Origin of the sequence: Streptomyces sp. CC0208 (assembly GCF_003443735.1) — a bacterium.
Lineage (GTDB): Bacteria > Actinomycetota > Actinomycetes > Streptomycetales > Streptomycetaceae > Streptomyces > Streptomyces sviceus.
The window spans coordinates 20,107-33,217 of the sequence record NZ_CP031969.1; the positions used below are offsets into that span (position 1 = coordinate 20,107).

The following is a 13,111-nucleotide window of genomic DNA, read 5'->3' on the forward strand; positions in this document are numbered from 1 at the left end:
GTCTCAGTCAGCAAGGTCTCTCGCTTCGTAGCTGGCCAGCCCCAGGGCAAGCAGGGGCGGCACCAGTGCGTTCAGATACCAGGCCATGTCCGTGAGGGCTGGTGCTCCGGAGAGGCTCCGCCGGTCGATCGTCGGGATGAAGGAACAGTGCGATCGGCCAGCATGAAAAAGTAGTTGGCCGCCGGTTTCTGCAGTTGATTGATAGATGCAGACACCGACGTGGTGGTCGACGTTGGTCGGTGAATCAACCAAGGTCAGGACCTCAGCTGCCTGGTCGGTTGAAGCCGACTGCCAGTCGAACAGGCCGTCGTGGTTGACCACGTAGGAGATACCAAGCGGTTCCTGCAGCGACCACCCCTCACTGGCCAGAGCTCGCAGCACGGCGTCTACGGTGACGGCGCGTGCGAACACGAGATCGATGTCGGCGGTCCTGGACATTCGCGGCTCCTGCGGTGGGGTTGATCGCTGTCGGAAGCATTTCACCTGTTGGCATCCGTCATGGAGCGAGGAGCACTCGTTTCCGCAGGGTGCGAAGCCGGCTCGGCCGAACATCTGGCGCTGGAGCATCTTGATGCAGTTAACGTGCCCTTCCACGACGCCCGAGCTCCAGGGCAGCGTGAGCCCGGCGGTGACCGCAGCCCCGTCACGATCGATGCCGGCGGCGAGGGTGTGGAGACCGGGCAGGTCGTCCTGGCGGACTGCGTCGAGCCAATCGGGCAGCCGTTGGCCCTGCCGCTCGGTGAGGATCTGGGCGAAGGAGCGGACATGTCCGGTGAGGGCTTCCAGTTCGGGACAGTGGGCCAGGACGGCCTCGAGCCGCAGCTGATCGACCTTGGAGAGGGAGTCGGGGTGGCGCAGGATCCAGCCGGCGACGGTGCGGGGTGAGGGCGGGGGTGCGTTGCCCGGATCGGCCGAAAGGCGTTTGGTGCGGAAGTAGGCGCGAACTCGCTGGTAGCTGGCTTTGTAGCCTAGTGGCACGATCTCCTCCCATGCCTTCCATGCGTTGGTGCAGCCTTGGTTCCAGCGGTCGTCCAGGTAGGGCTTGTACTCGTCGAGGACGGAGGGGCGGCCCTGCCGCTGGCCGTGGAAGAGGTCTTTCGGGGTGGTGGCGTCGGCGAGGAGCTTGACCGGGCGGTAGGTCATCCCGAGCTGGCGTTGGATCGCGCGGCGGCTGTGGCCGGCCGCCAGCAGGGCGTGGACGGCGACATGGTTGGCCCGGGTTCTGTCGGCGAACCGGTGGCCGGTGGGCCACGGCGAGCCAGAGGGGTCAGCTAGTTCATCTGCTTCCTTGACCTGTTGGGATGGCTCAAGTGCGGTGCCTCGAAGGCAGCCCCGCTGGTCGGCGACGCACCGTTCGGCGGCTTCGCTGAGGTTGTGCCACAGGTGCCAGCGGTCCGCGACCTGCACTGCCTGCGGTGCCCCGACGGTGGCGCGTTCGGCGAAGAACGGAGCCCGGTCCCGGCAGACGACCTCGATCCCTGGCCTCTTGGCCAGCCAGGTGGCCAGGCTGGATTCCTCCCGGTCTGGCAGCAGGTCCACCGGCCGTCGCGTTTCGACGTCGACCAGCACCGTGCCGTAGTGCCGGCCTTTGCGCGTCGCGTACTCATCGACGCCGACCACTCTCGGGGCTGGCAGATCCGGTTCGGGCAGCGCCTCGACGAGCCGCAGTACGGTGCTGCGGCTGACGGACACTCCAATGACGCCAGCCATCCGAGCTCCCGCCCGGCCGGCCAGGGCCAGGCCGACCGCCGCGATCGTCGAACGCAGACGCTCGGTCCACCGGCCGTACCTCCGGGTCAGTCCCGGCACCTGCTCAACGAACGTCCGTCGCCCGCACGAAGCGACCGGGCAGGCGAAGCGGCGGACCGCAGACAGAGCACCACCCGGCGCCCCGCGCTGGGAACATCCGTAGGAAACCGCAGATAGGAGCTATGAACCCGGATCGACCAGTTCCCGCAGCCGAACACGCCGAACCGGCCGTTGTGCTGCGGGCCTCGACTCGTATCGTCTAGTTGCTCACGTCCACCGACACCACCGGCACGTCCGCGATCGACGGAAACAGCAACTCCTCCAGCCGGAGGACCACTTCTTCCACGGTCCGGAACTGTCAGGTACCCGAGGTCACCACTGATCATTTTCGGGCGACTTTCAGGAGCCCAACACGACCATGAACCGTGACTCAGCGTGCGCAGGTCACGGAAATTGAGCCAGAGTCAGTTCCGATGGACATTCACGGGCGCGTTGATCAACAAGCGGTCGCCGAACTCACCGACAGGCGGTGTCGCTGTCATCCATGTCGGATCGGGCGCCAATCCGCGTCCGTCCTGGATCCTTGGTCCTGGCCCGGCTTGCGGTGGTGAGTGTTCCGGGCAGTTTCGCCCGCAACACTCACGACACCAGAGCAGCAGCCGGCTTACCGGGCGAGTTCAGTCGGTTCGTCCAGTCTCGTCAGCTTCCGCGGGTTTCTGACCAGGTAGACCCGGGTGACCTGCCCGTTCTCCACCACGAGGCTCACCGCTGTGGCCAGCTCGCCGTCGATCTCGATCCGGCCGGCAGGTGCGCCGTTGAGCCACACGGCCGTCGTCGCGAGCGCGGCCACTTCCACCCGGTTCGTGCGCGCGAGCACCTTCGCCACGAGCTCGACCCCGTGGATCGGAGCCAGAGCGGCGGCCGCCAGCCCGCCACCATCGGCGATCAAGACCACGTCCGGCGCCATGACCTCCACCAGCTCCTGCAACTGCCCGGTGCGCAACGCGAGCAGGAACCGCTCCACCACGGCCCGCTGCTCCGACCGGCTCACCTGGACCCGCGGACGCCGGGCCGCCACATGCTCGCGTGCTCGCCGCGCGATCTGCCGCACCGCGGCCGTGGACTTCCCGATGGCTTCGGCGATCTCGCCGTACGGCAGCTCGAAGACCTCGCGGAGCACGAACACCGCCCGCTCCGTCGGCCCGAGCGTTTCAAGGACGGTCAGCATCGCGATCGAGACGCTCTCCGCGAGCTCTACGTCCTCGGCGACATCAGGGCTGGTCAGCAGCGGTTCCGGTAGCCACTCGCCGACATAGTCCTCGCGGCTGCGTGCCAACGTCCGCAGCCGGTTGAGCGCTTGCCGCGTGACGGTCCTGACGAGGTACGCCCGCGCTTCGCTCACTCGCGACTGGTCGACCTCGGCCCACCGCAGCCAGGACTCCTGCAGCACGTCCTCCGCGTCTGCCGCGGAGCCGAGCATCTCGTAGGCGACCGTGAACAGCAGGCTGCGATGGGTGACGAACGGGTCCTCGGTCATACCGTCGACGCCACGCCGGACGTCTCAGGACGCGCGGCCAGCGGGATCTCGCAGGCATCGGAGTAGCCCTGCGAGGTGATCCCATGCGCCGTGTTGCACCTGGCCGCCAGGTTGGCGAAGCCGATGAACACGGTGAGTTCGACCAGCGCCGCCGGGCCGAGCCGGCCGAGCAGACTCGCCGACAGCTCATCGGTGACGGTCGTCGGCGTGTTCGTCATGGCCTCGGCGTACTCCATCACCTCCCGCTCCAACGGCGTGAACACCTCCGACTCCCGCCAGCGCGGCACCTGGCTCGCCTTGGCCAGGTCCAGGTTCTGGTTCAGTGCCGCGAAGTAGTTGATGTCGAGGCACCAGCTGCAGCCGACCTGTGCCGCGACGGCCATGTGGGCGAACGTCTTGAGGCTCGCGTCGGCCGCGTCCCAGGTGCCCACCTTGGCTGAGAACTCCTGGTTGGCCTCGGCGAGTTTGGGGTTGTTCCACAGCACCTCGTGGGGCTCGGGCACGCGACCGAGCTGCTTGATCAGGTTTTCGCGAAGCTCGGCGGGGAGCTCGGCCTTCGGGACGCGTAGCGCCATGGTGTTCTCCTTGGACGTTTGCCTGTGTGGCATGAAGACACCACCGGGCCCGCGAATGTGACACCCATCATCGCCACTGCTCATCGATCGTCAGCGCGCACAGGCCGACCCGCAGTCACTACGTCAGCAGGAATCTTCGCGGCAAGCCGCAACCGGTCGGCCCCCGCCCGCCGTCGGCCCGTGCCGTCACGCGCTGGCTCCTCGCCCACCCCGACGCCCTGCCCGAAGGCGACTGACTCCAGCCGCCGGTTGGAGCTGGTGCTGAGCGTAGTAGTTGGTCTCGTGCTCGTGGTAGCGGCGGCGACGGGAAGCAGCGGGCATGGCGGGCTCGGCAGAGGTGATCGGCGGGACGAGTGCTGTTTGGAGAGTTGGGCGAGGGTGGCACGGACACCGGTGAGCTGGGCGGTGGCGAGCTGTGCCCACTCGTCGTCGGGGTAGCGGGCCAGGTGCGGATCGAGCGTGCCCGTGATCACCCGGGTGAGCCGGCCGAGGATCTGCCGGAACTGCCGCTTGTCGTTGCGGGCTGGTCCATCGACTCGCGGCAGGCCCCCTCTCGGAGCCAGCGCCGTCCTCCCACAGCTGGAGGGGACCGAGACCTCGGCGGCGACGGCGGAAGCCCTCCGTGGCAGCCCGCACATCCCGCGTGCCCTTCCGCTCCTCCTCGTACTCCGGTCCCGGTGGTGAGGTGAGGGCCGTGGAGAAACTGAGTCTCCAGTGCCCGTATGAGCAGTGGAGAAACCAGGGAAATCGACCGTGTGTTCTCGTATTCGCCGGGCACGAGGAGCAGCGGAGGTTGATAACTATGGTTCCCCTGCTTGTCGTTCTTCTGCTGGCCCTAATCCTCTTCGGCGCGGGCTTCGCGCTGAAGGCCCTGTGGTGGCTCGCGGTCATCGTGCTGGTCGTCTGGCTGCTGGGCTTCGTCATGCGCTCCGCTGACACGGGCGGCCGCAAGGGCCGCTGGTATCGCTGGTAACCCACCACTCATCAGCGGCACGTCTGTGGGCTCCGGAGGTATCCGGAGCCCACAAGCATGTCCCGGATCAGAACATCTCATCGGTGAAACCCTGCGCCTCCGAAACACCGGACCTCAGCTTCGTCACCGCGGAATCCGACGGGCTGGCAAGGGAGCAACGTTCACCTTGCGCCTGTCTCTGGGAGACGTCTGCGGAGCCGGCAGGTCTGCGTCCTCCGCTGAACTCCATCGCCCTATCCCTGAGCGGCGGTGATGAGCAGGTCGCGGTCGCGAAGGACGCCGAGACGTGCGCTCAGTGTGCGTCGCCCGCTCCCGAGACGGCGAGGGGAGGTTCACCGACGGTCGTCGGGCCCTCGTGCATGCTCCTGCTTGTCATTTTCCCCGCGCCGTTCAACATCCAGTGAATTCGGCGGCGAAGAGCGACTCCGGCGAGATGCCAAGAGCCCTGCCAGGACCGCGCGTCGGCCGTGCGCCATCGGGGCGGCTCGGACCCTCCGGTCCAGACGTACGTCGCGGCGCACGGCCGGCCACTACCGCAAGCTCGGCACGGACGTTCGCATCGGTGCGGTGGTCCGCGTCCAGGGGGCGAAGCTCGTCCCCGCGTCGTGCGTCTCCTCCTCGTGGTGGATGGGTCTGCCCGACCCGGTCAGGGGTGTGCCCGTTCCGCCCCGTCGGGTGGCGATGATCTCCGCCGCGATGGACAGGGCCGTCTCCTCGGGTGTGCGGGCGCCGAGATCGAGGCCGATCGGCGACCGCAGCCGGGCCAACTCCCCGTCGGTCAGGCCCGCTTCACGCAGCCGTCGTTCCCGGTCGGCGTGCGTACGCCGTGAGCCCAGCGCGCCGACGAACGCGGCCGGCATCCGCAGGGCCGCTTCCAGCAGGGGCACGTCGAACTTGGCGTCGTGGGTGAGCACGCACAGCACCGTGCGCGCGTCGGTCGCGGTGCCGCGCAGGTAGCGGTGCGGCCAGTCGACGACGACATCGTCGGCCTCGGGGAAGCGGGTCGTGGTGGCGAAGACGGGGCGGGCGTCGCACACGGTGACGTGGTAGCCGAGGAACTTGCCCACCCGTACGAGTGCCGCGGCGAAGTCGATCGCCCCGAAGACGATCATGCGGGGCGGCGGCACACTCGACTCGACGAGCAGGGTCAGTCCGCCGGGGCAGTGCGAGCCGTCCGCCGACAGCTCGACCGTGCTGGTGCGGCCGGCGTCCAGCAGGGCGCGGGCTTCACCGGCCGCCGTACGGTCCAGCTCCGCGTGCCCGCCGAGTCCGCCTTCGTACGAGCCTGCCCCGGACTCCGCCCGGGAGGGCCGGGAGGGCTCCCCCACCGCTTCGCTCGGCCGCACCAGCAGGGCTGTGCCGAGGAGATGGGCGGGACCGCGTACGACGCGGGCGAGGGCTGCCGGCTCGTCCCGGACGGCTGCCGACAGGGCCGACCGGAGCACCGGCCGCGCGGGCGCGTCCGTGCCGACCGGGGTGACCATGATGTCGATGATCCCGCCGCAGGTCAGGCCGACCGCGAAGGCGTCCTCGTCGCTGTATCCGAACCGTTCGACGAGCGTCTCGCCGTCCTGCAGCGCCTGGACGCACAGGTCGTACACCGCTCCCTCCACGCAGCCGCCGGAGACGGAGCCGATGACCGTGCCCTCACTGTCGACGGCGAGGGCTGCGCCGGGGCCGCGCGGGGCGCTGCCGCCGACGGCCACGACGGTGGCGACGGCGAACGCGCGGCCCTCCTCCATCCAGCGGTGCAGTTCCCCGGCGAGGTCAAGCACGGACACCTGCCATCAGGACGCGGTCGGGGCGGATCGGCAGGTCCCGGTGGCGTACGCCGGTCGCGTGCCAGACCGCGTTGGCGACGGCCGCGGCGGCGCCCACGATGCCGATCTCCCCGATGCCCTTGATGCCGACCGGGTCGTCGGGGTCCGGGTCGTCGATCCAGTCCGCCTCGATGGCCGGAACGTCGGCGTGGGAGGCGACGTGATAGCCGGCGAGGTCGGCGCCGTAGTGGCTGCCCAAGGCACGGTCACGGACCGCCTCCTCGTGCAGGGCCATGGAGATGCCCCAGGTCATGCCGCCGACGAACTGGTTGCGGGCGGTGAGCGGGTTGACGATCCGGCCGGCCGCGAAGATGCCGAGCATCCGGCGCACCCGGACCTCGCCGGTGGCGGGGTCGACGGCGACCTCGGCGAACTGGGCGCCGAAGGAGTGCCGTTCCGCCTGGGCGAGGGCGCCGATGGCCTCCGTGGTGTCCGAGCGCACGGTGATCCCCTCCGGCGGGATGTCGGCGCCGAGGGCAAGCCGCTCCCGCAGTTCCCTGGCGGCGATCGTGACCGCCCAGGCCCAGGAGCGGGTTCCCATGGAGCCGCCGGCGATGAACGCGGGGCCGAGGTCGCTGTCGCCGATGCGCACCCGGACGTGTTCCGTCGCGGTCTGAAGGGCGTCGGCGGCGATCAGGGTGAGCGCGGTCCGGGCGCCGGTGCCGATGTCGGCGGCGTTGATCCCCACGGTGTAGGTGCCGTCCGCCTCCGCCGTCACCGCCGCCGTGGACGGGCCGGCGCCGGCCGGGAAGGAGGCGGCGGCCGTGCCGGTGCCGAGCAGCCAGCGTCCGTCGCGGCGCAGACCGGGGCGCGGGTCGCGGTCGGCCCAGCCGAACCTCCGGGCGCCTTCCCGGAAGCAGGCGATGAGGTTGCGGCCGCTGAACGGCAGCCCGGACACCGGGCCCGTCTCGGGGTCGTTGCGGGCGCGCAGTTCGATCGGGTCGAGGCCGCACTTCACGGCGAGTTCGTCCATCGCCGACTCCAGCGCGAACGACCCCGGTGCCTCGCCCGGCGCGCGCATGTACGTCGGGGTCGGCACGTCGAGGCGTACGAGCCGGTTGGCGGTGTGGTGGGCGTCGGCGCCGTACATGGTCCGGGCCGGGCCGGCGGCCGACTCGACGAACTCGTGCACGGTGGAGGTGGCGCTGAGGGAACGGTGCTCCAGCGCGCGCAGTCGGCCGTCGGCGCCGGCGCCGAGCCTGAGGCGCTGCCGGGTGGGGCTGCGGTAGCCGGTGAGGGAGAACATCTGACGGCGGGTCATGACCACGCGGACCGGGCGCTGCAGTTCGGTCGCGGCCATGACGGCGGCCACCTGGTGGGCGCGGATGCCCTTGCTGCCGAAGCCGCCGCCGACGTGTTCGGAGCGCACCCGGACGGCGGACGGGTCGAGCGAGAACATCTGCGCGAGTTCGCTCGCGACCCAGAAGGTGCCCTGGTTGGAGTCGACGAGTTCGAGCCGGCCGCCGTCCCAGCGGGCGGTGGCCGCGTGCGGCTCCATCATGGTGTGGTGCTCTTCCGGGGTGGTGTACTCGGCGTCCACGACGACGGCGGACGCGGCGAGTTCGGCCTCCAGATCGCCCTTCTCGATCACCGCCGGCATGTGGCTGTCGATCGCGTAGGCGTCGGGGTGCTCGCCGGTGAAGTCGACGTCGTGCGGCTCCTGTTCGTAGTGCACCACCAGCGCTTCGGCGGCCTCCCGGGCCTGTTCGGAGGTCTCGGCGACGACCAGCGCCACCGGCCAGCCCGCGTACGGCACCCGGTCGTGCTGGAAGACGGTCGCGGTCGGGTCCGGGACGCCCAGCAGACCGACGTAGCCGGTCTCGACCCGTGGGGCGTTGCCGTGGTGCAGGACGGCGACCACGCCGGGCATGGCGAGGACGTCGGCGGTGTCGATGGAACGGATACGGCCGCGGGTGACCGTGGACAGCACCAGCCAGCCGTGCGCGAGGTCGGCGAACGGGATCTCACCGGCGTAGCGGGCGGCTCCGGTCACCTTGTCGCGGCCCTCGACGCGGGTGTGCGCGGTGCCGACGGCGTTCTGGCGTGCCGTGGGGGCGGTGGTCATCGGGCGGCCTCCTCGGCCAGTTCGGTCAGCACGGCCACGACGAGATTGCGCATGAGGGTCACCTTGTATGCGTTGTGCGGCAGCGGTTTCGCCGCCGCGAGTTCGGCGTCCGCGGCGGCGGCGAAGGTCTCGGCGTCGGCAGGCGCCCCGGTCAGGACGCGTTCGGCCGCCGTCGCCCGCCACGGCCGGGACGCGACCGCCCCGAAGGCGAGGCGTACGTCGCCTACGACGCCGTCCCGGATGTCGAGCGCGGCGGCGATGGAACCGATGGCGAAGGCGTACGAGGCACGCTCGCGCACCTTGCGGTAGCGGGATCGGGCGGCCACCGCAGCAGGCGGCAGGGTGACGCCGGTGATCAAGGCGCCCGGCGGCAGCGCGGTCTCGCGGTGCGGGGTCTCACCGACCGGCAGGTAGAAGTCGGCGAGGGGCAATGTGCCGGGGCCGTCGGCGGTTTCGTACGACACGACCGCGTCGAAGGCGGTCAGCGCGACGCCCATGTCCGAAGGGTGGATGGCCACGCAGTGCTGGGAGGCACCCAGGATGGCGTGGTTGTGGTGCTCGCCCTCGATCGCGGGGCAACCGCTGCCGGGCACACGCTTGTTGCAGGGTTTGGTCACGTCGGTGAAGTAGCCGCAGCGGGTGCGCTGGAGCAGGTTGCCTCCGACGGTGGCCATGTTGCGCAGCTGACCGGAGGCGCCGGCCAGTACCGCCTGCGCCAACGCCGGGTAGCGGCGGCGGACCTCAGGGTGGGCGGCGAGGTCGCTGTTGGTGACGGTGGCGCCGATGCGCAGGCCGCCGTCCGCCGTCACCTCTATGCCGTCCAGGGGCAGTTCGCGGACGTCGACCAGGCGGGCCGGCCGCTCGACGCCGGCCTTCATCAGGTCGACGAGGTTGGTGCCGCCGCCGAGGAAGCGGGCGCCGGGGTCGGCGTCCAGCAGGGCCAGAGCCCCGGAGACATCGACGGCCCGGTCGTATGCGAACTCCCTCACGCTGCCGCCTCCTCGGTTTTCGCTTCCGCCGCCTGGGCCACGGCCTGGACGATCGACACGTACGCGCCGCAGCGGCACAGGTTCCCGCTCATCCGTTCCCGGATCTCCTCGGCGCTCAGGGGTGGTGGTCCGGCCTCGGGGCGGACGTCGTCGGTGACGGCGCTGGGCCAGCCGGCCGCGTGTTCCTCGATCACCGCGATCGCCGAGCAGATCTGGCCGGGTGTGCAGTAGCCGCACTGGTAGCCGTCCAGATCGAGGAACGCCTGCTGCACCGGGTGCAGCCGGTCGCCCTCTGCCAGGCCCTCGACGGTGGTGATCTCGCGTCCTTCGGCGGCCACGGCGAGTTGCAGACAGGACACCGTCCGGCGCCCGTCGAGCAGTACCGTGCAGGCGCCGCACTGCCCCTGGTCGCAGCCTTTCTTGGTACCGGTCAGGTCGAGCCGCTCGCGCAGGGCGTCGAGCAGGGTGGTGCGATGGTCTACGGGCAGAGTGCGCTTCTCGCCATTGATGTTCAGGGTGATGTCGCTGGACGTCGACGAGGGGGCTGGGGCCATGTTCAGCCTTCTTTCACGTGTCCCGGACACGTCGGGGCGTCAGTCCGACGCTAGAGTGAGCTCAAGCGGACAGCTGTCCGCTATTGGTTCGAACGTAGTGGACAACTGTCCGGTTCTCAAGGACCGCTTTCGGACACGAGCCGCCGAGGAGGACGAGTGCCGCAGAGGAACGACCCGCGCCTGCGCTCGGACGCGCAACGCAACCGCGAGCGCATTCTGGAAGTGGCCCTCACCGAGCTCTCCCGGGCCGCCGACACTCCGCTGAGCGCGATCGCCAAGAAGGCGGGCGTCGGCCAGGGCACGTTCTACCGGAACTTCCCCAACCGCGAGACGCTCGTCCTCGAGCTCTACCGGCACGGAGTACAGCAGATCGCCGACACCGCGTCCGTGCTGCTGGAGACCATGGAACCCGACCGCGCGCTGCGGGCGTGGATGGACCACCTCGCCCGGTTCGCCATGACCAAGGCGGGCCTGGCGGAGGCGATCCGCCAGGCCCTGAGCACCTCGTCCGGGAAGGCGGCGAAACCGGGCCACACCCCGGTGACCGAGGCCGCCGACCTCCTGCTCCGCGCCTGCGAGGAGGCCGGCACGATCCGTCCCGGCGTCACTCCCGACGACTTCATGCTGGCCATCGCCGGCCTGTGGCAGCTCTCCCCGCACGACGACTGGCAGCCGCAGGCGACACGCCTGCTGGACATCGTCATGGACGGACTTCGCGCGGGGGCGCCCGGACGCCGGGGCCTGTCCGGCGGATCAGGCCGGTTGTAGGCAACAGCGCCTCGTGACACGGGTGAGCGGAGCCCGGTGCCTCCAGCCGCGAGGCGGAGGAGGCAGGCGGAGGAGACAGGCGGAGGAGGGAGGTCCGCTACGAACCACGCGCCGACCTTCACCAGGGTCTGCTCGGACTGACCTGCAGCCTCATCTGCCCAGACTCTCATTGTCCCGTGCCGGCGGCCTTCGGCCGGTCGGGCCGCGCGTGGTCGGCGGCCGACGCCGGCAGCGCCACCGCCCCCCGATCGCGGCAGCCGCGAGCGCGGCAGCGGAGTAACACGGGCGGTCACCGTGGAAGAAGACACAAGGCCCCCACGCTGTACGGGCACCGCCCGTCCCAGAGCCCCGGCAGCGGGGCGGGTGGGAGGGGCTGCTGGGAGGGGCTGGTGGGAGGGGCTGGTGCGGTGTGCGGGTAGCGGCCGGTCGGCCGCACACCCACACCATGACCGGGCTGTGCAGGTCGTGAACCCCGATACGAGCACTCCGTTACTTTTCGCCCACATTGCTGCAACTCTCGCCTGTAACCTCAAATCATGCGGTGTATGCATAAAGTTGACGCCCCGCCATGCAGAGACCCCGTACCGGGCTTGGCCGTCCCCCGCGACCGCCAGGACACGCCACCCCAGCCATTGCGGGGCCCTCACCCGAAAGTGCGTAACAGCCCCGATTCTGTGACGGTGCCGGTGCCTACGGGCGGCTGATCACACGCGGCGGGCTTGCAGTTGTATTGGTCGGAGAAGACGATGAGCCGCCGATGACGCCGTCGGCGTGACATCGCCCGGCAACCGCAACCACCTGCGGCCATGCGCGGCTCTCCCCCTGCACATCCATCCGCTGCTGAAGGAGACCGACGTGAGCCTCGCCTTCGACCACCACACGCCGCAGACCTTCGTCGACCCCTACGCCGCCGACCCGGAGGAAAGCGCCTGGCCTCCGGCCGCCGGGCAGGACACCGACTGCCTGCTGCCTCCGCCCAACCCCGCCGAGCGCCTCAGCATCCCCATCACCCCCCGCGACCAACGCCGCCTGGCCCTGCACGCCGCACTCACCGCCGCCGGCATCCCGCCCCGACCCGAAGACCGCGACGCCATCGACCAGCTCAGCACCCTGTCCCCCAGCATCAACACCACCCTGCAACGCTGGCTGAACCACACGTCATGAAAAGGTGGGCTAATGGCTGGCGCCAACTCGTGGTCACAGTCATGGCGTCGCGGGCTCACGTCTGCAATCCACGCCCGTACGCGGCCCGCAGCGCCGTGACCGCCTGCTCGTAGGTGTCGGCCTGGGTGTCGATCGTCAACTGCACACCCGGCCCGCTCCCACTACCGGAGCCGGTGCCGTCCTCTCGTAGCCGGAAGGGACCGAGACCCAGGCGGCCGCGGCGGAAGTCGTCCGCGGCGGCCCGCTGGGTGAGGGTGAGTTGGCCGCCCGATGGCCGTTTGAAGCCGGTCGTGACCCAGGGGCCGGCACCTTGGTAGGCGCGGTCGGCGAGGATGGGGATGCCCTGACGCTCGCAGGTCCGGATGATGCGATGGGTGCGGGCCGCGGTCAGGTCGTGGGCGCGGCCCGGCAGTGCGGGCGAGATCCACAGCACCTCGCCAACGGGGTCGGTGACGATCTGGACGTTCACGCCGTGCCGACGGTGCTTTGCCGAGCAGTCAGCTCGGCTGTCGCCGACGCGGTCGCACTCGGCAAGGGTCCCGTCCAGCAGGACGAACTCCGGATCATGCTCGCGCAGAGTTTTGAGCAGGCCCGCGGCCCGGTCGGCGAGCAGGCCGGTCACGGCGGTGACGTACGCATGGGCGGTGCCGACGGATATCCCGAAGCCGGATGCGATCCGAGTGAGGGTGTCATGACGGCGTAGGTACACCAGAGCCACGAGCGCCCGCTGGTGCGGCAGGAGTTTGCACCGTCGGCCACCCTCACGGGTGACGATGAGCATCGTGACCCACTCGACCAGAGCGTGAGGCAGGTCGAGTGCGGCAGAATAGGGAACCAACGAGGCTCCTGTGCCGGTGGGATGAGACTTCGAACACCTCCCCCAACGGCACGGGAGCTTTGTACGTTGCGGCCCTCAC

The 13,111-nt window shown here is 70.1% G+C and carries 10 protein-coding genes and 1 pseudogene; 3 read left to right on the forward strand and 8 right to left on the reverse strand.

Features of this window, described 5'->3' with window-relative positions; translation table 11 throughout:
* Positions 1–3 precede the first annotated feature (3 nt).
* The 3 genes from D1369_RS00120 to D1369_RS00130 form a co-directional block, all read right to left on the reverse strand.
* On the reverse strand, positions 4–1,809 hold the full coding sequence (locus D1369_RS00120) for an ISL3 family transposase (protein WP_007387182.1): 1,806 nt from the start codon (positions 1,807–1,809) through the stop codon (positions 4–6).
* 604 nt (positions 1,810–2,413) lie between these two features.
* Positions 2,414–3,286, reverse strand: a complete 873-nt coding sequence (locus tag D1369_RS00125; protein WP_007387181.1) for an RNA polymerase sigma-70 factor — start codon at positions 3,284–3,286, stop codon at positions 2,414–2,416.
* Positions 3,283–3,861 carry a carboxymuconolactone decarboxylase family protein gene (locus D1369_RS00130; protein WP_037902650.1) on the reverse strand — a complete coding sequence of 193 codons (579 nt, stop codon included), beginning with the start codon at positions 3,859–3,861 and terminating at the stop codon, positions 3,283–3,285. Before D1369_RS00130 ends, D1369_RS00125 begins: the two co-directional genes overlap by 4 nt.
* Positions 3,862–4,663: 802 nt before the next feature.
* Between D1369_RS00130 and D1369_RS00140 the strand changes: the two genes are divergently transcribed.
* Positions 4,664–4,834, forward strand: a complete 171-nt coding sequence (locus D1369_RS00140; RefSeq protein WP_020121623.1) for a hypothetical protein — start codon at positions 4,664–4,666, stop codon at positions 4,832–4,834.
* 530 nt (positions 4,835–5,364) lie between these two features.
* On the opposite strand, the gene D1369_RS00145 is transcribed toward D1369_RS00140, so the two are convergent.
* Genes D1369_RS00145 through D1369_RS00160 form a run of 4 tightly spaced genes read right to left on the reverse strand, consistent with a single transcriptional unit; the run spans position 5,365 to position 10,262 of the window.
* Complete coding sequence (locus tag D1369_RS00145; protein ID WP_118083098.1) at positions 5,365–6,609, reverse strand: XdhC/CoxI family protein; 1,245 nt, start codon at positions 6,607–6,609, stop codon at positions 5,365–5,367.
* Positions 6,602–8,719 carry a xanthine dehydrogenase family protein molybdopterin-binding subunit gene (locus D1369_RS00150; protein ID WP_118082186.1) on the reverse strand — a complete coding sequence of 706 codons (2,118 nt, stop codon included), beginning with the start codon at positions 8,717–8,719 and terminating at the stop codon, positions 6,602–6,604. Before D1369_RS00150 ends, D1369_RS00145 begins: the two co-directional genes overlap by 8 nt.
* Positions 8,716–9,708, reverse strand: a complete 993-nt coding sequence (locus tag D1369_RS00155; protein ID WP_007387174.1) for a xanthine dehydrogenase family protein subunit M — start codon at positions 9,706–9,708, stop codon at positions 8,716–8,718. Before D1369_RS00155 ends, D1369_RS00150 begins: the two co-directional genes overlap by 4 nt.
* Positions 9,705–10,262: a 2Fe-2S iron-sulfur cluster-binding protein gene (locus D1369_RS00160; protein WP_037902648.1), complete on the reverse strand. Its 558-nt coding sequence runs from the start codon at positions 10,260–10,262 to the stop codon at positions 9,705–9,707. The genes D1369_RS00155 and D1369_RS00160 overlap by 4 nt, the downstream gene beginning before the upstream one ends.
* Positions 10,263–10,418: 156 nt before the next feature.
* Between D1369_RS00160 and D1369_RS00165 the strand changes: the two genes are divergently transcribed.
* Complete coding sequence (locus D1369_RS00165; RefSeq protein WP_007387172.1) at positions 10,419–11,030, forward strand: TetR/AcrR family transcriptional regulator; 612 nt, start codon at positions 10,419–10,421, stop codon at positions 11,028–11,030.
* Positions 11,031–11,885: 855 nt separating this feature from the next.
* Positions 11,886–12,194: a hypothetical protein gene (locus D1369_RS00170; protein ID WP_162951063.1), complete on the forward strand. Its 309-nt coding sequence runs from the start codon at positions 11,886–11,888 to the stop codon at positions 12,192–12,194.
* 241 nt (positions 12,195–12,435) lie between these two features.
* Here D1369_RS00170 and D1369_RS00175 read toward each other — a convergent pair.
* Positions 12,436–13,032 (reverse strand): annotated as a pseudogene (locus D1369_RS00175) (transposase family protein); the annotation flags it as partial.
* Between the last annotated feature and the right edge of the window lie 79 nt (positions 13,033–13,111).

What these genes read in the sequence shown, in the direction of transcription:
- D1369_RS00130 (WP_037902650.1), bottom strand. Translation starts at nt 3,861, where the DNA reads ATGGCGCTACGCGTCCCGAAGGCCGAGCTCCCCGCCGAGCTTCGCGAA.
- D1369_RS00150 (WP_118082186.1), bottom strand. Translation starts at nt 8,719, where the DNA reads ATGACCACCGCCCCCACGGCACGCCAGAACGCCGTCGGCACCGCGCAC.
- D1369_RS00140 (WP_020121623.1), top strand. Translation starts at nt 4,664, where the DNA reads ATGGTTCCCCTGCTTGTCGTTCTTCTGCTGGCCCTAATCCTCTTCGGC.
- D1369_RS00125 (WP_007387181.1), bottom strand. Translation starts at nt 3,286, where the DNA reads ATGACCGAGGACCCGTTCGTCACCCATCGCAGCCTGCTGTTCACGGTC.
- D1369_RS00160 (WP_037902648.1), bottom strand. Translation starts at nt 10,262, where the DNA reads ATGGCCCCAGCCCCCTCGTCGACGTCCAGCGACATCACCCTGAACATC.